At 28.2% G+C, this 22,508-nt stretch carries 17 protein-coding genes; 13 read left to right on the forward strand and 4 right to left on the reverse strand.

Annotation, left to right across the window (positions count from 1 at the left end; all coding sequences use genetic code 11):
• The first annotated feature begins 186 nt into the window (after positions 1-186).
• The 5 genes from J2127_RS00255 (at position 187) to J2127_RS08535 (ending at position 5,943) form a co-directional block, all read left to right on the forward strand.
• The gene (locus tag J2127_RS00255) at positions 187-1,233 is read left to right on the forward strand and encodes a CheF family chemotaxis protein (RefSeq protein WP_209731471.1); all 1,047 of its coding nucleotides are present in this window, start codon (positions 187-189) and stop codon (positions 1,231-1,233) included.
• 441 nt (positions 1,234-1,674) lie between these two features.
• Positions 1,675-2,046, forward strand: a complete 372-nt coding sequence (locus J2127_RS00260) for a response regulator (protein ID WP_209590496.1) — start codon at positions 1,675-1,677, stop codon at positions 2,044-2,046.
• A gap of 370 nt (positions 2,047-2,416) precedes the next feature.
• A complete protein-coding gene (locus tag J2127_RS00265; protein WP_245326389.1) occupies positions 2,417-3,112 on the forward strand; it encodes a chemotaxis protein CheC in 696 nt (231 codons plus the stop codon).
• A gap of 179 nt (positions 3,113-3,291) precedes the next feature.
• Positions 3,292-3,909: a chemotaxis protein CheC gene (locus J2127_RS00270; protein ID WP_209731472.1), complete on the forward strand. Its 618-nt coding sequence runs from the start codon at positions 3,292-3,294 to the stop codon at positions 3,907-3,909.
• A 405-nt stretch (positions 3,910-4,314) separates the two neighbouring features.
• Entirely contained in the window at positions 4,315-5,943 is a 1,629-nt protein-coding gene (locus J2127_RS08535) for a CheR family methyltransferase (RefSeq protein ID WP_209731473.1), read from the forward strand.
• Positions 5,944-6,038: 95 nt separating this feature from the next.
• Here the strand turns inward: J2127_RS08535 and J2127_RS00280 are convergent, their stop codons facing one another.
• Positions 6,039-7,280: a DUF373 family protein gene (locus J2127_RS00280; protein WP_209731474.1), complete on the reverse strand. Its 1,242-nt coding sequence runs from the start codon at positions 7,278-7,280 to the stop codon at positions 6,039-6,041.
• A gap of 562 nt (positions 7,281-7,842) precedes the next feature.
• Between J2127_RS00280 and J2127_RS00285 the strand changes: the two genes are divergently transcribed.
• The 4 genes from J2127_RS00285 to J2127_RS00300 all read left to right on the forward strand — a co-directional run bounded on the left by J2127_RS00285 (position 7,843) and on the right by J2127_RS00300 (position 11,598).
• Positions 7,843-8,361 (forward strand): adenine phosphoribosyltransferase, encoded by a 519-nt coding sequence (locus J2127_RS00285; protein WP_209731826.1) that lies wholly within the window; start codon positions 7,843-7,845, stop codon positions 8,359-8,361.
• A 153-nt stretch (positions 8,362-8,514) separates the two neighbouring features.
• A complete protein-coding gene (pssA, locus tag J2127_RS00290; RefSeq protein ID WP_209731475.1) occupies positions 8,515-9,168 on the forward strand; it encodes a CDP-diacylglycerol--serine O-phosphatidyltransferase in 654 nt (217 codons plus the stop codon).
• 208 nt (positions 9,169-9,376) lie between these two features.
• Positions 9,377-10,819 (forward strand): RtcB family protein, encoded by a 1,443-nt coding sequence (locus J2127_RS00295; RefSeq protein WP_209731476.1) that lies wholly within the window; start codon positions 9,377-9,379, stop codon positions 10,817-10,819.
• A 71-nt stretch (positions 10,820-10,890) separates the two neighbouring features.
• Complete coding sequence (locus J2127_RS00300; protein ID WP_209731477.1) at positions 10,891-11,598, forward strand: thermonuclease family protein; 708 nt, start codon at positions 10,891-10,893, stop codon at positions 11,596-11,598.
• 43 nt (positions 11,599-11,641) lie between these two features.
• Here J2127_RS00300 and J2127_RS00305 read toward each other — a convergent pair whose 3' ends face one another.
• Positions 11,642-15,247 carry a chromosome segregation SMC family protein gene (locus tag J2127_RS00305; RefSeq protein ID WP_209731478.1) on the reverse strand — a complete coding sequence of 1,202 codons (3,606 nt, stop codon included), beginning with the start codon at positions 15,245-15,247 and terminating at the stop codon, positions 11,642-11,644.
• An 845-nt stretch (positions 15,248-16,092) separates the two neighbouring features.
• On the opposite strand from J2127_RS00305, the gene J2127_RS00310 reads away from it, so the two are divergent.
• From J2127_RS00310 to J2127_RS00325, 4 genes are all read left to right on the forward strand, one after another.
• On the forward strand, positions 16,093-17,415 hold the full coding sequence (locus tag J2127_RS00310; protein ID WP_209731479.1) for a pyridoxal phosphate-dependent aminotransferase: 1,323 nt from the start codon (positions 16,093-16,095) through the stop codon (positions 17,413-17,415).
• Between the two features lie 271 nt (positions 17,416-17,686).
• Positions 17,687-18,244: a flavodoxin family protein gene (locus J2127_RS00315; RefSeq protein WP_209731480.1), complete on the forward strand. Its 558-nt coding sequence runs from the start codon at positions 17,687-17,689 to the stop codon at positions 18,242-18,244.
• A 206-nt stretch (positions 18,245-18,450) separates the two neighbouring features.
• Positions 18,451-18,738, forward strand: coding sequence for a hypothetical protein (locus tag J2127_RS00320; RefSeq protein ID WP_209731481.1), 288 nt, complete (start codon positions 18,451-18,453; stop codon positions 18,736-18,738).
• 81 nt (positions 18,739-18,819) lie between these two features.
• On the forward strand, positions 18,820-19,536 hold the full coding sequence (locus J2127_RS00325) for an IMPACT family protein (RefSeq protein WP_209731482.1): 717 nt from the start codon (positions 18,820-18,822) through the stop codon (positions 19,534-19,536).
• Positions 19,537-19,622: 86 nt separating this feature from the next.
• On the opposite strand, the gene J2127_RS00330 is transcribed toward J2127_RS00325, so the two are convergent.
• Positions 19,623-20,891 carry an MBL fold metallo-hydrolase gene (locus J2127_RS00330; protein WP_209731483.1) on the reverse strand — a complete coding sequence of 423 codons (1,269 nt, stop codon included), beginning with the start codon at positions 20,889-20,891 and terminating at the stop codon, positions 19,623-19,625.
• 128 nt (positions 20,892-21,019) lie between these two features.
• The gene (locus J2127_RS00335) at positions 21,020-22,342 is read right to left on the reverse strand and encodes an amidohydrolase family protein (RefSeq protein ID WP_209731484.1); all 1,323 of its coding nucleotides are present in this window, start codon (positions 22,340-22,342) and stop codon (positions 21,020-21,022) included.
• Between the last annotated feature and the right edge of the window lie 166 nt (positions 22,343-22,508).

Raw genomic sequence — 22,508 nt, forward strand, 5'->3', positions numbered from 1 at the left:
ATTCATAATTGTTACTGCTTTCAAACAAGAATATAAAGAATTATATATAAAGAATTCCAAATATATTATGACTATATATATTCGACTTAACATAATTATATTATATATTTTATATTTAGATTTTTTAAGTTTTTAGATAATATATGTATATGATTAAATTATGTATTAAATTATAGGTGTGTGATTATGAGCAAATCCAAAGTTATAGCAACTTTTGAAGGTAAGGGTATTTTAATAAATACATACACGGTAAGAGACCCTTTCACAAAATGGAAAAAAATAAAAATATACCTTTACGACGATGGTCTTAGATTTGACATTGAAGGAAATATTGTAGAAGTAGAATACGAACAAATCGAAGATATAGGAATAAAGTTGCCTAGAAAAATTATAGAGATAGCTAAAAATTCATTAGATGATATTGCAGACTACGGTTCAATTACATTTAAATTGCCTGATGAAGAAGCACAGAGTATCGGATTTGCACCAGAAACGTCAATATATGGTAAAACCACAATTAATAAATTTTTAAAAAGCCTCTTCCAAGAATTATTGTACAAGAAGAATATAAAAATACAATATGCGCGTATTGTTGGCGGTTCAGTAAATCCTGAAGTACAGTGGGATGATGGAAATTTAGTTTTTGCTAAAAAACCAATCAGAAAAGGGGTAACAGTTATTGAAGATTTGGTTTTGGCAATAGCTGTGCAAACAATGGGTAAACCAAAAGTTTATGATTTGTTCGCCAATATAGAATCCGTTTCAACCGAGAAGAAGATGGTAAATGAAGAAGAAAAAGACGTTATTGAAATTAAGCAATTAAAAGGAAAAGAAACGGTTAATTCCTACCTTTATTTAGAAGATACTAAAATATTGTATATATTAAGATACATATCATTATTAACAAAATACCACAAAACAGTTGAGAAATTACTCCCTAAATCATCTGAAGAACTTGTATCACAGTCTTCTGCTGAAAACTGGAGTGGTGAAAAGTTAAAAGGTGAAGTTGAGAAATTATCACCAGAAGAGCAAGAAATATTAACTGCGATATATACAGGTATTGATTCCTTGGAATTACCATCCATGATGGGTTTAGAAGTTGATGAAGTAGAAAAAGTTCTTGAAAGCTTGATTGATAAAGGATTTTTAGATTTGACAAGAATTAGAAAAGAAACTGACTTGACTGAAACCGGTAGGGCAGTTACAAACTATATTATTACTAACTTCTAGTTCATTATTTCTTTTTTATTTTATTTCTTTTTTATTTTATTTCTTTTTTATTTTATTTCTTTTTTATTTTATTTCTTTTTTATTTTATTTCTTTTTTATTTTAGTTTATCCCCGATTGCCCCTATTAAATTATAGGAACGCCATTATGACGAAAATTACAATCAATATATTAATATAAAATAAACACATAGTATGGTAATATATTTATTAATGGTCATATGTACCACTAAAAAATTAAATAATAGAAATATTTGAATAAATGGTATAAAAGAAAATAAAGTAATAAAATAAAAGATAAATATCGAAAATTACCATTTTACGAAAGTTATAAGTATTAACAACACAATCATAAATTCATAAATTACCTACATAAAAAATTAAAATACTATGAAGTAAACATATCTAATATATGATTATGTTTTGTCGGATTGAGGTGAAAACATGTCAACTATTGTAAAAACATTAGTTGTTGATGATTCAGCATTTATGAGAAATATATTAAAAAGAATATTATCTACCACAAACAAATATGTTGTTGTAGGAGAAGCTGAAAACGGCAATGACGCAGTTAAAAAAGCTGAAGAATTATCTCCAGATTTAATAAGCATGGATATTGTTATGCCTGAAAAAGATGGTATCCAAGCTACAAAAGAAATAAAAGAAAAGTTCCCTGGAATAAAAGTGGTAATGTGTACCTCCGTAGACCAGGAACAAAAAATGATTGAAGCGGTTAATGCAGGCGCTGATGGTTACATTGTTAAACCATTCCAAGCTCCAAAAATTCTAGAACAATTTAATAAATTATTCCCCTAATAATTTATTTAATTAAACCCATTTCGGTTAATTATACTTATAACTCAAATATAGCTTTTTAACCTCTATTATAGACTAATTTTTAATTTAATTATTTAATTATGTTTTATGACAATCGCATAGTTATCATTAAAAAATTTATATGTAATAATATTTAGGTTAAATAATCATTATTTAAATTTATACTATGGTATGTTTCAAATTAATAATTTTGAATATAATAATTTTAAATTTTTGAATAAATGTGTATTAAAATATATAGAATAGAGAGTATTGAGTAAAGATATCATATTACATATTTTCTATTAAAATACTAAAATATGGATAAATTAGCCACTTGGTTGATTTTACATACTTGGGTGTTTATATTATGTTCTCAAAAGAACAATGGTTAGAAATTTTAAAGGCCATAATTGAAGAGGAACTTGGTGGAGAAATAATTATTGATTTAGAAAATCCCAAAAAAGGTGGTCCTATCAAAGATTTTTCATCACTAGAAACTATCGGAAAAGCAGCTGCTACAAGAGCTGCAAGTTTTGTAATGGACATGAGCGGTGAAGATGTAGATGTCAATGTTTTCAAAATAAAATTAACATCATTGAACAAACTGCTATCAGAAGCCTCTGAAGATAAAAAAGTATTTACAAAAATTGATTTTAACGGTATGCTATCAGGAATGGGTGTTTTAATATTCACCGAGAAAGACGCTATTAAAATGGGCGATTCCATGTTAAAAGGCATGTTCATGGAAGACCCTGAAGTAGACGTATTGAGTGAATTAAAAATATCTGCGATAAATGAAACTTGTAATTTATTAGTTTCTGCGTTTGTGGATACATTTGCAAATTACATGGAAACTTCACTATCCATGACTCCCCCAGAATACTGCATAAATGATACAGCTAATTTTTTAAATGAAGCTTTAAAAGATTATAATATTAATAATGATGATTTAATCTTTACATTTGAAAGTGAATTAGTTTCCAAAGGTATCGACTCAAGTTTTGAAGTATTTATGGCCATGAATCCCGAATCAACAGCCAAATTGTCTGAAAAACTAGAATAAAATAGAGTATTAAAGAATATTAGTAATATTGGTAAATTAATAATATTATCAATATTACGAGTCTTACAAATTTTTTAAATAACTAATAGCCCAAATTAAAAAAATAAATTATTAATTAAATAAATTAGTAATTATTATTCATATGGATTTATATTATACAAACTTAACGTGGTGATAATATGGGTGTTATTGAAGCCATTAAAAAAATCACGGACATAGGTCAAGAAGCCGCAGAAAATGTTGGTGACTCCTTTACGGGATTAACCGGACAAAATACAGACGTAAGTTTTTTAGGTACTCGTTTTGTGCCTTTGGAACGATTGCCTGAACAATTTAGTGAAGATTACTGCAAAATAACTAAAATAGACTTTGATGGAATATTATCAGGTAACTCCATGTTGATACTTCCCGAAGTAGATGCTGTAAAACTTGAAAAATTGTTGTTATTGGATATGATATGGGATAGCCTAACAAATAAAACAGAAATGCCAGAATATAAAGAAATGGAAAGTTCTGTTATAAATGAAGTTGCTAACATTGTTTTAGCGGCATTTTTAAATGTTTTTGCAAATGAATTAAATGGCGAAATAAATATAACTACTCCAAAGTTCATTAAAGACGCTGGTTTCAACATTGTAGAGTCATTAGTTATTGAATTAATGGAGAAAAATGTGGAATACGCTTTAGTTTTTGATACGAAAATAGAAGTTGTAGGTAGATTCCCGTTAAACTGCAACATTTTAATTATGATAAATCCTGAAACAATAGATAACTTAGATAAATTATATTCCAACTAATTTACTTATATTAATTTATAAAATACCCCCAATACTTCAATTTTAATAATTATTATCTATTATCTATTATCTATTATCTATTATCTATTATCTATTATACTGTAATAAAATATTATAGTATAATATTACAATCTACTTTTGAATAAAATTATTTTATGCAATTATTTACTTTATGTAACTTATTTAATTTATTTAATTATTCTCAATATAAGGTAATATATATTATTACACACATATATTATTGATACAATATTGATTTTAAAGATAGGGAATATAAAAATAAAACTACGTTATCAGATATTAAAAATTTTTCTACTTTTAAATTTAATCTTAAGTTGTAAATTATCTTAAAATTAATTTATCCTAAAATAATAAGTTTAGGCAGTTTTATCTGCTGGTGATTTTATGAGTGATATGTATTTCGATAAAATTAAAGACCTAATAAAATCCGAATTAAAAATTCATATCGATCAATATAAAGATTCCTACATTGCTCGAAGGGTTTCGGTTCGTATGAGGCTTACGAAGTGTAAAGATTACAGGGAGTACTTAGAACTTTTAAAAAAGACACCTGAAGAATATGAAAAACTGGAAAATACATTAACAGTGAATGTTACGGAATTTTGGAGAGATATCACAGTATACCGAGAAATAAAAAAGATATTTGAGGAAAAAGTAAAAGATTCTCGAGTAAAGTCCATAAAAATATGGAGTGCAGGCTGTTCTTCTGGAGAAGAACCTTACGGGTTAGCTATAATATTAAAAGAACTTTGTGAACAGTATTCTAGGAAATTTTTAAGAATAACAATTAATGCTACCGATTTAGACAAAGAAATTATCAAAAGAGCTCAACAAGGTATCTATATTGATAAACAATTTAAAAATATGGATGAAGACACCATTAATAAATATTTTACTAAGATAGACCGAAATCACTACCAAATATCTAGTGATATTAAAAGAATGGTTACATTTAAAAATCACGACTTAATTAAAGAACCTCCAATTTATGAAATGGATTTTATCCTATGTAGGAATGTTATAATCTACTTTGGAAAAGAAATTCAAGAAATTTTATTCCATAAATATTATGAAGGTCTTTCAGATGGGGGTTACTTAATATTGGGCAGAACTGAGATGTTACACGGCGAACCTAGAGAAATGTTTATACCCCATAATCATAGGGAAAGAATATATCAAAAGATATTGGGTAAAAACAAACGAATGAGTCAAGATAATGCACAAAATTCCTCAGCATCAGTGCGAAACACTCGAGATACTGTTAAAAGTATAAGTACAAATACCCCGTCAAGACTTCGAAGTTCTGAATTAAAGTCCAGCTTAAAATCTACAGCAAATACTAGAAACACCATGTCAAGTTTGAGAAGTAGTAATAGTGGCAGTAATAAGAGTAGTAGTATTGGTACCAGTATTAGTAAAAACAATGGTGAACGTACAAGTAAGTTAAATTCGTCGGTTAAATCCACAAATAGATTAGCAAGTAAATCTATAAGTAAATCTATAAGTAAATCAACTGAGAAACCAGCGTCTAGATTATCTAAAAACGAAGTAAAATCAGATAGGGAAGAAAGAACTAGAAGAACGTTAACATCTTCAACGACTTCAAGTTCCAGGTTAGTTAAAAAGGATACCCGAGATAGCAGGGATATCAAGAATAACAAAGATAGATTAACATCAAGAACGGAAGTAAAAAGAACAGGTCTTTCATCTAGAACATCTGAGTCCACCTCATCTAGAACATTACGTGAAAAGACACGCTTAACTACAAGAGAAAGTACGGATAAAGATAAAGAAAAAAGAGAATCTAGCAGACTTAGATATTCCAAGGATAAAACCGAGGATAAATCAAATAGTAAATCCATAAATAAGCCTAAAACCGTTAGACCATCTTCATCTTCACTATCATCTTCATCTTCATCTACGAAAAGAGGACAGGATAGTTCAAAAGGTTCTTCAAAAGATTTAAAAGATATTAGAAAATCATTACAATCATTGCGAAATTCTAAAAAATAAAGTTATAAAAATATTAAAAAATTAATTTTATTTTATTATTTTAATATACTATTATTCCAATATATTATTTTATTTTTATTAAGTTTATTTTTTATTTAGTTTTCGTTTTTCCTACTATTTTTCGAATTATAGAATAATACTGCAGACAATATAATTAATATCGCTATATATACTACGATATAAACTATTATCTCGTTGAACGAGCCAGAACCTAATAAGTACGTTGAGAATACAATTAACAGTTGTCTGACCATCAATACCGTTATTATTTGGAAGAATAAAGCCTTTAAGAGGTTTAATATATTCTTTTTTGTATGGACTAAATCATCTATGAAGTGTACACATACCAATATTGCAACGGATAACGTCAATGGGTTTGCGATATTCAATAAAAATTTACCCACAAATAAAACCCATTCGGGGTCTTCGGAAACTCTATATGCGTAAATACCACCCACTATGATGATTAAAAGGGATATTATACCCCCTGCAGGTGATATTTTACCAACTTGCAGACCTTCCTTACTCTCCATAATTTTAGACTTGATATTTTCAGTCAAACCAGCCCCTTCCGATAAAACATAGATACCCAAAAGCCCAGATATAATCCTCCAACCTAAATCTTGGAATACTGCATAAAGTATCAATACAAACCCTATTGAAACAAATATTAAAGGTATATACCTTGACATTGTTTTATTGATAAATTCCTGTATCAAATAATAGGTAGATTCTAAGGATTCATTTTGTTTTATGACCACTCTCTTTTTCCAAACAAAAATATCTTTTAATTCCAAATACTTTAATATTGTTTCGTCTTCTTTTCCATCAGATACAATATATATGAAATCTGGCTCATAAAGGTAAATTAAAAAATCCAATTGTTCTTTAATTCTTATTGCACACTCCTCAGAGTTTACATCCTTTGCACCAGTAATTGTTGCTAATTCCACGTCCCTATTTTCCCTTTTTAATGAGTCGTAATGCTTTACACCGCCGAGTATGGAGTTAACGTCACTATCGCCAGGGTCTGCTAAACCCAATTTTACAGCTGCTGAGATATTTTCATTTCTACCCAATATAGGACTTGAAATATTAGCTTTACGCCCTACATCGTCATCCATATCCACTACGAGTATTAAATATTTTTTATCTTCGGTATTGTAGCTTAAATCGATACTCTTACCATTAATGCTGTTCTTACCAGTATTATTTCCGTTATTATTGTTATTATTGTTATTTTGAGTAACACTATCATTGCTATAATTAACACTAATACTATTGATATTTGTAATATCATTACTAATTTTTTTAGAATTTAAAGGTTCAAAACTCATATTACCCCTTTGAATGTACCATACAACGTGGTAATTTTATATTCAAACATCTAAGTTAATTCTAAATTAGTTATAAGTTAATTCTAAGTTAAAATTATACTTGTGCGAATACGTATTAAATTTTAAATATTGTTGTAAATTTAGAAACTATTTTTTAAATTTTACTAAAACATTATAAAGATTATCAAATTAAAGACTATCAAATTATAGTTATTGAGTATAAAATATATTATGTAGTTTTTATAGTTAATTTTTATAATCATATGATAATTTATAAATATAAATTAAATTATGTTCGATTCATTTAAAAAGATTTATTAATCATATTATGATATATTCAATTATTTCTATTTGTATTTTAGCAATATTACGAAATATTATAGATATTGCAAATATATATTTTAATTTATGAAATATTATGAAATATTATGTAAATTATGTATGTTAAGTAAATTATGCAATATTATACTATGTAACATCATCATATTTATAACAATAAACCTTCATAGGTAGGAGTATTTAAATAATTACCGTATGTAAATCGAGTGGTACCATGAGTAAAATGGATTTAAAGAAAGAAATAAGAGTTATTGAAGATTTTCCAAAAAAAGGAGTTAGCTTCAAGGACGTTACCACGATATTGAAAAGCCCAAAAGCTTTGAAATATACGATAGATGAAATGTCCGACTATATTGAAGATAAAAAAGTTGATGTAATTGTAGGACCCGAAGCTAGAGGGTTTTTATTTGGGGTTCCCATTGCTAGTAAACTAAATTTAGGATTTGTTCCAGTCAGAAAATCGGGAAAATTGCCTTTTGAGACTCATAACATAGATTATGATTTAGAATATGGTACTGATAAACTAGAGGTCCATGTTGATGGAATTCAAAAAGGTCAAAAGGTTGCTGTAGTTGACGATCTCTTAGCCACAGGGGGCACTGCACTTGCCACAAGTAGATTAATGGAAAAAGTCGGTGGAGAAATTGCTTGTTTGAACTTCATTATAGAATTAACGGAACTTGAAGGTAGGAAAAAACTAAATAAATACGATATTCAAAGTTTAGTGACTTATGAAATATAATTATTCTCAAATATCGATAAATTAATAACGTATAAAGGACAATTTAATAATTAACACTTAAATAAATAAGAAATGAGAAATAAGAATACGAAATACGAAATAAGAAATAAGAAATAATAAATAACTTAACATAAAAATTTTAATTGTGATAAAATGTTTAAAATTAGGGAAATTTTAACGATTTCTGATTACGTAACTTTGATAAATATTGTTTTAGGACTTATGGCAATATTATTAAACGACTTTGCATTCGTATACGTTGCAGTTGTTTTTGATGCGTTAGATGGAATGGTTGCAAGAAAAACAAACACGGTTTCAGACTTTGGAGCGGAATTAGATAGTATTTGTGACGTAGTAAGTTTTGGAGTAGCTCCGGCTTACCTATTATATGCAAATATCAACGCATTGTCGCCAGAGTTAAATATATGGGGCGCAATTTTAGCATCAATATTCGTATGTTGTGGTGCTTTGAGATTGGCAAGATTTGGAGTTTTAGACGTAAAAGGGTTTATTGGATTACCAATACCTGCAGGAGCTTTATTTACTTGCTCAATATTGCATGCGTCATTACTTTATAACAACGTGTTAAGTGGAACTTTAGGTTATATTGTTTTATTTGTTTATTTAATAGCAGGTTTGCTGATGATTTGTGATATAAGATATCCAAAGTACCCTCGTAAAGTGTACCTGGCAATGTTTTCATTAGCACTATTGATTGGAGTGCTTGGTCAGCCAATTCCGTTAGTATTATGCCTTATATTCTATACGATATACGGCTTTTACGGTACTTTAACACATGAATTATAATCTTACAAATTTTTATTTATTTTTGATTTTTTGATTTTTTTTTGAATTATTTTTTTTAACTTATTCATTAATTATTTTTTAATTTAGTTATACAAATATTCTAAAAATCAAAAAATAATATATAGGTAAAAAAATTAATAGATATCTTTATAACATATTTATTCGTATATACTTAAAAATAAGACAATCATATTATAAGGTTGATAAAATGGAACTACAAAAAATTAACGAAAATGTATGGGAATTACCGGAAACTTACAAAAAAGGAATGAAAGTAAAAGGAAACATTTATTTAAATGATGAATTATACGAAGGACTTCAAAAAGACGTATTTGAGCAAATAGCTAATGTTGCTTGCCTTCCAGGTATTCAGAAATACTCTTTGGCAATGCCCGATTGCCATTATGGTTATGGCTTTTGTATTGGTGGCGTTGCTGCATTTGATGAACGATATGGAATTATTAGCCCTGGTGGCGTTGGTTTTGACATTAACTGTGGTGTAAGATTAATAAAAACCAACTTATTCAAAAAAGATGTAGAAGATAAAACAAAGTTAAAGGAACTTTTAAACGAGATATTCGTGAATGTACCATCTGGATTAGGTAGTAAAGGTAAAATTAGGCTCGATAATAACCAAATTGACACTGTTTTGGAAGAAGGTGTCGAATGGGCAATTAATGAAGGTTACGGCTTAAAAGGAGACCTTGAAAGAATAGAAGAAAACGGTAGGATGAAAGAAGCAGACGCTAGTTTTGTTTCAGAAAGTGCTAAAAAAAGAGGAAAACCACAACTTGGTTCATTAGGTAGTGGAAACCACTTCTTGGAAATTCAATACGTGGATGAAATATTTAACGACGAAACTGCAAAAGTTTACGGCGTTGAAAAGGACCAACTTATGGTTATGATTCACACTGGTTCAAGAGGTCTTGGTCACCAAATATGTGCAGATTACCTAAGAAAAATGGAGAATGCTACAAAAAAATACAACATAAACATTCCAGATAGACAGTTGGCTTGTGCTCCGATTAATTCAGACGAAGGACAATCCTACTTTAAAGCTATGTCCTGTGGTGCTAACTATGCTTGGGCAAACAGACAATTAATTACCCACTGGGTAAGAGAAGCCTTTGAAAAAGTATTCAAAACTTCCTACGAAGATATGAGTATGGAAATAGTTTACGATGTTGCCCACAACATTGCTAAAAAGGAAAAGCACATTGTAGATGGAAAAGAAAAATCAGTTATTGTGCACAGAAAAGGAGCTACTAGAGCTTTCGGACCTAATCATGCTGAAATACCTGATATATATAGAGCTGTGGGTCAACCAGTTATTATTCCGGGAGATATGGGTACTGCATCATACTTATTAAGTGGTACTGATTTAGCAATGGAAAAAACATTCGGTTCAACTGCTCACGGTGCAGGTAGGACTTTGAGTAGAGTTAAAGCTCTTAAAATGTATAACAGCGAAGATATACAGCAAAAATTAGAAAAAGAAGGTATTTTAGTAATGGCTGATTCAAAAGGAGTTATTGCTGAAGAATGCCCTGAAGCATACAAGGATATCGAAGCGGTTGCAGATGTATGTGATAATTCAGGTATTGCGCTCAAAGTAAGTAGATTAAAGCCTTTAGGGGTTGTAAAAGGATAAATACACTGCCAAATAATAAAATAATAAAATAATAAAATAAAAAACATTTAATTTTCTTTTTTTGTGATTTTATGAAAGATAATTCAAACAAATTAAACTTTAGAAATTGTATTTTTTATATAATTATAACGGTTATTTTATCATTTATTTTATCATTTTCAGGATGTACATCTTTTTCATTTTCTTTTGAAAAAAACCCTAATGAAATGAATAATACTGAATTTTTTAATTCACACGAAAAAATACTTGCAAAAGTTGATAAAATAGTTGATGGAGATACCATTTATGTGGATGTAATTTTAAATGAGTCTAATAGTTATTTAATAGATCAATGGGATTTTGATTCAAAAAGTAAGGAAAAATATAACAAATCAGTCATAAAATTAAGACTTTTAGGCGTAGATACACCAGAAACTTACGGATTAAACAATGCCAATGAATATAAAAATTATGATAATAGTTTTATTTCAAATTTAACATATTTAAAACTCTGGGGTAACCATGCAAAGAATTATACAATTGATAAATTAGATAATAAAACAATATATTTATTATTTGACAAAAAAAGTGATAGAAAAGGAAAATACGGACGTTATTTAGTTTATATATTCTTAAAAGATAATAAAACTAATAATTTTAATGAAGAATACATTAATTTTAATGAAAAACTATTATCTGAAGGTTATGCTCGAGTATATGTTTCAGATTTTGAATTAAAGGATAAATTTTTAAAAATTGAAGAGAATTCGAAGAAAAATAAAATAGGCATGTGGAATTAATAATAGTAATAATGGCAATAATGATAATAATATGGTTTAAATGTTATAATTTAACTGAAACTATCTTACTAAGCCCATTTTCCATACATACCCCATACATAACGTTCGATTTACTTATCATTTGTTCTCTGTGGGATATAACAATAAATTGCGATTCTTTGGACGCATTATTTATCATATCTCCGATTAAACTTGCATTTTTGGTGTCTAATGCAGCATCTACCTCATCTAAAACGTAGAATGGAGATGGATTTAATCTTTGAATAGCAAATAAGAACGCTAGAGCAGTTAATGATTTTTCCCCACCGCTCATAACATCCAAATTCTGTAATTGCTTATTCATAGGTGAAGCATCTATCAAAAGACCACCTGCAAATGGGTCTTCCTCATTTTCAAGGGATAATTTACCATTACCCCCTATTTCGCCATATATTTGCTCATAATTTTCAGCAACTTGGTCGTAAGTTTTCATAAACGTTTCTTTCTTTCTTTTTTGAACTTCGGAAATTAATTGCATATATTTATCTTCTTCCTGCTCATATTCTTTTCTTTTTCCATATAACTCTTCGTAACGTTCGTTAATGAAGTCATAATCTTCAATAGCACGCATATTTACAGGTTCAAGTTTTTTTATACTACTTTCCAAAAGTGCTTGATTTCTCTCTAAATCATCTATCTCTAATGAATAGGTTTCTTCTATCATTTCATCGGATATGTCTTCGATATTTTCAAGAGTGTCACATAAATAAAGCTTTCTTTCCTCTTCCTCTAGTCTTGTCTCATATTTTGCTCTATCAACATTTATAACATTTACTTGGTTATCAGTGTCAGTGGCTTTTTCTCGTAATTCTTCTTTATTATTTTGAAGGTTTTCAATTTCTAATTCGTAACATTCTTTTTTATCAGTTAAATCCTTTAAACCTTTTGTTAATTCTTCATATTTTCCTCTTTTTTCAGTTAATATGCTTGAATTTGATTCTATGTTTGATTTATAAATTTCTACGCTATTTTTAAACATATTTTTCTTATCTGCAAGAGATTTAATATTGGAATTTAATTCTGAAATCTTTGGAATTAAAACTTCTTTTACCAAAACGGCTCCTTTTTTAATCTCATTTTCTAGATTATTCTTGTTACTTTCATTTTCTCTAATTTTATGGTCAATTTCTTTAATTCTTTTCGATAATTCGGAATTTTCATAAGATTTTATCTCATTTACAATTCTTTCACGTTGCCCCATTACTTCAGCAAGTTTATTATCTAGATTTTGAACTTTTTGAGACAATATTTCTTTTTCATCAGTTAATTCTGAAATTTCATCTTCCATTTTGGAATTTAACATTTTTAATTCTTTTATTTTTAAATTATTTAATTTTGTAATCTCTTCTTTTTTATACTCCTGATCCCGAGCAATTTTTAATCGATTATCCAATTCTAATTTCCTTGTACTGTATGTATTAATTTTATTGTTTAAACGCTCTATTTCATCTTTAACGTTTGATAAAGTTTCTTCCAACTCTGTTATATCCTCTGAAATGTTAGTTAATTTTGTCATATCAATATCTACTTTAATAGCGGAGTTTCTGCGTATATTACCCCCAACCATTGCACCAGATGGCTCTATAACTTCACCTTCTAATGTAACAAATCTTGCCTTGTATTTTAACGACAATTTTTTGGCATTTTCAAGATTATCAACTATTTGAGTATTTCCAAAGATAAATTTGAATACATTTGTATATTTTATGTCAAATTCCACCAAATCAATGGCTTTTCCTATAATGCCTGCGTCTGAAATATCCTTTGCATCCATACCTTTTATTCTACCCATTGGTAAGAATGTAGCTCTACCAAGTTTCTTCTGTTTTAAATAGTTGATAGCTCGCGAACCGTCATCCATTTTCTTAACCACTATGTGATTTAACCTAGCACCGCCCGCTACTTCGATGGCTGTTTTATATTCCCCTTTAGTTTTAGCCAAATTACCTGCAATATCTACCACACCAGGTAGTTTTGCGTCAAGTACACCTTTAACTGCCCTATCTAAACTAAAGTTTTCCATATCTTTTAAAGTTTTAATTCTTGCATTTTCCTTAACGTATTCCGAGTGAAGATTGTCTAATTTTGATTGGCCGTCATTTCGCTCATTGACTTTTTCTTGTAATTTTTTCTTTGAAAATTCTAATTCAACTGCAATATCTTCTAATTCTTTGTATAGTTTTTTAGTATCTTCTAAATCACTAAATTCGGCTATCTGGTTTGTTAAAGTTTCAATTGTTTCATTATTTTTCTGATACTCGAAATTTCTATTATTTAATGTATTTTCTAATTGATTTAACTCATTTTTTAAGCCATATAATTCTTTTTGGGTATCATTTATACGTTCTGAAAGCTTACTTTCCTGATTTTTTAAAGCTTTAACTTGGGATTCACTTTGCTCTACTTTTTTCTCCAAATTTTGTCTTTCTTCATTTAATTTCTCAATTTCTTTAATCAAAAGTTTTGCGTCAGCTTCTTTTTTTAAGGTATCAATTCTTATATCATTTATTTTACCTTTAGTTTCATTTAAATCGTTATTTTTGGATTCTTCCATTTTTAACGTGTGTTTTAAATCATCTATTGCATTTTCGAGTGCGTTTTTATCATTATTAAGATTTACTTCTAATTCTTTGATAGATTTATGAAGTTCCATTACTTCTTCACTACCCTTTTCATTTAACTCGTTAACTAATTCGTTGATTTTTATCTTTAATTCGATTATTTCGCTATCTATATTACTTATATCCTTAATATAACAATTTTTAGTCTCTTTTAAAGCTTCTATTTCATCTTTTGTCTCATCAAGAACCATTTTTAAGAATTCTACTTTTTTAGAGGTTAAAATATACTTTGTAACCTTTAATTTTTTGTTATATACGGTATATTTTTCAGCATCTTCTTTTTCTTTCTTTAACTTCTCAAGGTTAGCACGAACTTCGTTTATCCTGATATCTATTTTTTCAATATATTCCCTTGCTTGAGATAATTCTTTTTTTGCTTTTTCTGCCTTTTCATCGAATTCTGCAACCCCACTGACCTCATCTAGAATTTTCCTTCGTTCATTTGGTGATGTGTCAATTATTCTAAGCAAATCCCCCTGTAAAATAATGTTTGGACCATCTGCAATTAAAGATATCTTACTTAAAAGATCTAAGACCTCATTTTTCTTCATTCTACGTCTTTTTTCTATTTTTGAAGCTTTTTGGCTCTTTTTTTCATTGTTTTGTTTTGCTTGGTTATTTTGTTTATTTTGCTTCTCATCTTCGTACCAGACGACATAATAATTATTATCGCCATTTAACTTTACTTTCCTGCAAATACCAACTTTATCAGAATCTATTGGTATTTCACGATTTATATTGTCGAAAAATAAAGTTACCTCTGCATAATCTGCCCTTTTTCCATTGTGGTAAGTTATAAGTTGATTAAATTTTCCCGCTCTTAATGACTTGGCTGAGGTTTTTCCAAGAACAAAGCATATACCATCGATAGTATTTGATTTTCCTGAGCCATTTGGACCCAGTATCGCAGTAAAGCCGTCAGGGATTTTTAATTTCGTATTTTTGAATGATTTGAAATTTTTTAAATGAATTTCGGATATTGAAATCATAAGGACACCGTTACTTAATAATTAAATAAATTTAGATTTTTTAGTCTTTTATTTTTATTATTCTTAAATATCTTTTTAATATTGTATTATCTCTATTATCACTATAAACATTAGTTAAATAAACTATTTTAATCATATTATTTATTTTATGGCATTTTAGTATTAAATCTTTTATCATTTGTTTCGTTATTTGTTTCTTGAGATTTAATAAATTATTATTTTAAGTATGGTGATTTATGAATTTTTAGGAGGGATTGATGTAATATCGAATTTATCGATACATTTTTTAAAATATTTGAAACCTAATTAATCTTCAATATTAAAATAACTTAGTTAAAACCTTTTAATTTAAAAAATAATTGTTAAAATTCGTTAAATTTAGTATAATAGAGCTCTATTATAAATAATAGTGCTTGATATTCTTATAATAATTCATAATTTTCTTAAAAAATATACAAAACTATATATATTAAAAATACAATTAATATATTTTTGAAAAGTTATTATTTTGTAATAGAACTCTATTATGGGATTGATAGCTTTTGAGTTAAATACTTTTAAATATATTGGTAGTAGACATAATTAATGATAAATTTCTGTGGTTCAATTACCTCCAAGTAATCACCACAAAATAGCACAGAATATGAATTTGACAGAAAAATGATTTAGGACAATAAATAACCTCTAAATATTAAAATAAATCTAAATATTGAATAAATTAACTAAAATAATATTAAATATTTATTTTTTAAACATGATTATAAAAATTTAAAAATAACAAGTATAAAAAATTAAAGCTACTGCAATTCGAATTAAAAAATCGGGTTGTATACTCAGGTGAAATTATGAGAAACAATATTGTAAACAAGGGAACTGAAGAACTATCTTATGAAATTAGGGGAATTGTTGCAGTAGCGGAAAAAGCCCAGAAATTAGGTAAAAAAATAATCTGGGAAAACATTGGTGACCCTATTGCAAAAGGGGAGCAAATGCCTGAATGGATTAAAGAAATAGTTTCAGAAAGTACTTTAGAAAATAAAACTTATGGTTACTGCCCTACACAAGGTCTATTAGAAACACGTGAATTTTTGGCAGATTTGAACAATAGTAAAAATGGAGCTCAGATTACATCCAATGATATGATATTTTTTAATGGCTTAGGGGATGCTATAACTAATATTTATGGATTAATGAGGAAGGAATGTAGGGTAATCGGCCCTACCCCTGCATACTCCACGCATTCATCTGCAGAAGGTTTATACTCAAACAGTTCGCCTGTGATGTATAATTTAGATAAGGATAATTTATGGTACCCTGATTTAGATGACTTAGAAAATAAGGTAAAATATAATCCTTCAGTTAGTGGTATACTATTAATAAATCCAGGCAATCCTACGGGTGCAGTATATTCTAAGAAAATATTAAGTGATATTGTAGATATAGCTAACGAATATGACGTATTTATCTTATGCGACGAAATTTACCAAAATTTAGTTTACAATGGTAAAAAGCACATTAGTCTTTCAGAAGTAATAGATGACGTTTGCGGAATTTCAATGAAAGGTATTTCTAAAGATTTACCATGGCCAGGTTCCCGTTGCGGCTGGACAGAATTTTATAATAAAGAAAAAGACCCCGTATTCAAAAAATACGTTGAAAATATCGGTAAATTCAAAATGATAGAAGTATGTTCAACGACATTACCTCAAACGATTATACCTAAGGTAATGGGCGATAAAAGGTTTGAAAAATCATTGGATGAACGTAAAAAATACTATGAAAAAGCTTCGAATTACGCATATAAAACTATTAATAAGATTGAAGGGGTTTCAGTAAACCTTACAAATGGGGCATTTTATGGATCTTTAACCTTTGATGACGGTGTTTTAAACGATAAACAACATTTGAAAATGGATAAAGAACTAGAAACTTATATAAACGGAGTTTTAGACCAGTGTGGACAACATTCTTTAGTTGAAAAAGACAAGAGATTTGTTTACAACTTGTTGGGTGCTTCAGGCATTTGTATGGTACCATTAACATCATTCTGTTCAAAACATGAAGGATTGAGATTTACACTACTTGAAAAAGATGAAAATTTAATGAAATGGACATTTAAAACTTTAAGTGAAAAAATAGACGAGTACCTCAATAGTACACCTAATTAATCCATTTCTTTTGATTTTTAAATTTTTTTATATTATTTTTATTATTATTATTATTATTATTATTATTATTTTATTAGTTTAATTTGTATTATTTTATTATTATTATTATTATTATTTCTTTTTAAATATGTCTTTATATTGACATTAATATTATAAAATTTAGATGTATAATTATATAAATTTTTAATTAGATAATTATTATTGTAAGTACATACATGAAATACCTAAAAATTAATTGGTCATATCTTTAAAACAAATGGTGGGTGATTCTATGAAAAAAATACTTGTAATAAATGGAAGTCCTTTAAAGCAGGGCAATACTGCCAAAATACTAGCTAATATGATGAAAGGGATATCTGAAAGCTCTAAAGCATGTTTTCACGAACATAATTTAGAAGAAATTAATTTTGAGGGCTGTAACGAGTGTATGGATTGTAGAGACACTTTTGCCTGCAGTTTGGATGATGATATGTCAGAAATATTGGATGAATTAATAGAAGCTGATTACTTAATCTTTGGCACTCCAATATTTATGTGGCAAATAACTGGGCAAGCCAAATGTTTTATAGATAGATTGTACCCTGTAATATCTAATGATTTTGAAACTAGATTAGCCAATATAGCTACAATAACAGTATATACACAAGCAAATCCTGATAAAAACGCATTTATAAATTATATAAAACATAACAATGATTTATTAGATTTTTTAGGGCTAAATGTGATTGACACTTTGATAGTGGGGGGTCTATCCGAACAAAACCCTGCGGAAAACCACATGTACGCTCTCGAAAAGGCATATCACATGGGTAAAAATCTAATTAAATAATTAATCAAAAATACTAATAAAAATACTAATAAAAATAAACAAAGCTACTGATTGAGATTATTTCATTACACTATTTTTTATTTGTTTTTTATTTATGTTATTTGTTATATTTTTTGTCGATAAATCAATAATTGTATATATTAAAAATAACATATTGATATACAATGTAATTATGAATATGATATATCTTGTTGGCAAGTGAAACTATGAAAATAATAAGATTTGAAGACACGACTAAAGGAAATATTGTAAGATATCTAAATTTAGAGTATTTTTCAGAGGTTGAAGTAGATGTTGATATTTGTAGGTTAGCTTTAAGGGAACCTTCTGGAACTTTTGTTTGGCTAAGAACTACGATTACAAATCTCGAAAAAGTAATGGCATTCATGGAAGATGAAAAAACATTATTAGACTTAGGTACCATTGAAGAATGCGGAAAAGAGTATTTTTACTTTACAGTTCGTAAAAGCGAAGAACATTCTCGCTCAATGTAAGCTCGATTAATTATTAAGATTATTTTTTGAATATTTTAAATATATTGAATATTTTTTTAATTTGGGACTTTTTGTGATTATATGAATAAAGATAATTTAGGGTTAATATATAAAACAGTTGAAAAATTTGCAAAAATTGAAAAGGTTTATAAAAATTCCTTATTTATTGGATATGTTAAACCAGTTGATACGGAAATTGAAGCCAAAGAATTTGTAAATTATATTAAAGAACTACATAAGGACGCCACACATAATGTATCTGCATATTATGTAAAAGAACATGAAAATAACAATTATTTAGCTATGAAATACGATGATGACGGCGAACCTTCCGGAAGTTCAGGGAAACCTATTTTTAAAGTTTTGGAACTTAAAAATGTGCAAAATTTGGTCGTAGTTGTTACGAGATACTTTGGAGGTATTAAGTTAGGTTACGGCGGACTTGTCAAGGCTTACAGTGAAACTGCGAACGATGCAATCGAAAGCGCTGGAATTATTGGGATATACGATACCTCAAAGTTCAAATTAGAGTTCGATTACGCAGAAATAAATAATGTTAAAAAAGCTATTGAAGATACGAATAATAACTTTGATAAAAAAGACGACTCATTGGGATTGAGTAATTTAACTATCGTAAAAATTTATTCTGAGGAATATTCCAACGATATTACGTATAATATAGATATTATAAAAGGTTACGAAGATATATTTATTAAAAACGTCATAAATTATACTAAAAACAATTTAAAGATACATAAATTAAATAAAAGAGCCTGTTTTAACAAATTAATTAATTGATTAATTAATAAAGATAAAAAAATAGATAAAACTATTAGTAAAAATAAAAAATAAAAATAAAATTTCTTTTTATTTTACGTCATTCCTTAGAACAATGGTATTGTACTACCAATTGTAGGAGCTATTGAAGGGATTTTAAACATTTTCCATATTGTCATTGCGAGAGAAAGAGCTTGGTATCTTTCACCGTGCATAACTATGGCTTTTTTAGGCTCCGGTATCTTTTTAAGGTACCTTACAAGTGAATTGTAATCCCCGTGAGCTGAAAATTCTATTTTACTTATTTTACCCTTAATTTGAATAGGCTTTTTGAATGGAGTGATTTCAGTTGCTCCTTCTTCTAAGCTACGTCCGATAGTACCTTCTCCTTGGTAACCGGTTAATATTAATTTATTCCTTGGGTTTTTCAATAATGATAAATATTGTAACACAGGACCACCTTGAACCATTCCGGACGTTGAAATGATTATGCACGGTTCATTATTGTTAAATATGTTATCATCAGCTTTTAAAAGGTTACCAAATGGATTTGTACCGTTATTCATTAAATTATTTATTTTAGGGTTTAACCATTGCGAATAGCTCATGTACATACCTGTTGTATGTGTTAAGGAACCGCAAATGTATATTGGAACCTTTTTAATCAAACCACTTCTTATGTAGTTGTTTATAATAACAATTATCTCTTGAGCCCTACCCACTGCAAAAACAGGGATTATAACTTTCCCATTTTCTTCGATGGTTTCTGAAATCTCGTCAATTAATTGTTTTTCCAATACTTTTCTTGATGGTTTAACATCCAATGGTGAACCGTATGTTGATTCGATAATTATAGTATCTATCTCATCAATATCTGTATCTGCAGGATTTAAAGTTCTGGTCTCAATTTCGTTAATATCGCCAGTATATAATAACTTTTTACCATCTATATCCAAATATACGGAGGAACTACCTAATATGTGTCCTGCATCGTATAATTTCATAGATATGTCTGAAGTTATCTTTCTAGGTTCGTTATAATCTACAATGTTAATATTTTTCATAGATCTTTGAATGTCTTCTTCTTTGTATGATTTTGACAATGCTACGGTATCCTTCCATACATTGTACATTAAATCAGCCGTAGGTGCATTACAGTAAATATTTTTAAAGTCAAAATGAGGTACTGCACCGCAGTGGTCAAGGTGTGCATGCGATATTACTACTGCATCCATACTGCTGTCGTTTATATCAGGTATGGCGTTATTTGATGGGTCCATACCACAATCTACTAATATTCTGGACTTTTTTGTCTCTATTTCTACACAAGATTTTCCTATTTGATGACAACCGCCGTGAAATTTACCGACTATCATGTTTTCACCTCATTGCGATTGTCCAAGAGATGAATTAATTCATTTATAATGCAATTAAAAAGTAAATATTGTTATATAGCTAATTAATTTTAAAAGTTAAATAAATTGTTTTAAACTAACATATTAAATTATAAACTTTTAGATAATAAACTTTCAAATTTATATTTAAATTCTGTATCAATATTTTTACTTTCGCATCTTGTTATCAATGTAGCAATCAAATTTTTAGAATTTTCAAAGTTATAATTTATAAAACTAAAATTAGGTTTAAATCCTTCTTTTATTAATCCAGTATTCTTATAATTATAGTCTGAATTTCCTAATATTTTATTACCGTTTACAGTAGCCATTTTTAAAATTTCTAAAGGTTCTAAATGGTATAATTTATATATGAAGTCCATTTCTCTAAATATAGATGGAGAATTGGCCATAAAATTATCTGTCCCTATTGCCATTAAAATACCTTCTTCGTGTAATTCATTTATTTTTGGCAATCCTACATTGAATGAAGCGTTTGCTCTTGGACAAACCACTAATGGTATGTTATTTTCTTTTATTTGTCGTATTTCCTGGTCTGATACGTGAACTGCGTGAATTATGAAGTTTGGGTGTAATTCCAAATTTATTAACCTTTCTATTTCAGATAAACCGTAATTTTTATGTGAATATTGAACCGAACCCTCATGTTCGCTTGCGTGTACTGAAAATACTTTTGCTGGGTTGACATCGGCATCGCCATTGTCCTTATTATTATTGTATTCATCAATAACACGCCTTATGAATTTGAGTTCACAGTCGTCATATTCATTTAAACCGCTTAGACCTATTCCTTGGGATAAATCCAAGATTTGGAAAATTTCTTTCCTTAAGTCATTATTATTATTATTATTATTATTATTATTATTTGTACTAGTATCTTCCAATCTTATTGTGGGTCGACCTAAAACGTAAGGTTCCAATAAATTTTTTGAATTATTTGTACTATCGTTATTTTTAGTAATGCCTTTGGAGACGTTAAACAAATTTAAAGCATTATTTAAAAGTTGAATACCTTTTAAACCATTTTCCCGATAGTCGCAAAATATATGTGTTCCGTTTTCATACAATTCACACATACCCGCTATCATACCATTGACTATATCTTTATCATTACAATTATTTAAAAACCTATGTTTGAGACCGTGAGGGGGCTTTACTAATTCATCTAATGTCCTATTTATGCCGACATCTCTAATTGCAGAATCTCCGATATGGGTATGCAAATTATTAAAAGAAGGGATTACCAAGCCCTCGTAAGTTATAATTTTGTCATCTTCTTTCGTTGAGATATTGGACGAATTTTCTTGATTTTCTAAAAAATCAGTTATAACCCCATTTTCAATTACAAGAGTACCCTCTTTTAATTCAAATTCTTCACCATATAAAAACTTAGATTTTAAAAATAACGCCATAATTTCACCAAAAATACAATTATATGCTATTTATAATATATAGTAACCCTGTTATATTTGGATTGTGATTTATATGTCATATTATATTATTTAATTGAATAAACACTGAAAAATAAATTTAATAATATTTAAAATAAAATGATTTATATAGAATTGAATTTAAATA

The sequence above is a fragment of the Methanococcus voltae genome, assembly GCF_017875395.1.
GTDB classification, from domain to species: Archaea; AGJL01; Methanococci; order Methanococcales; family Methanococcaceae; genus Methanococcus; species Methanococcus voltae_C.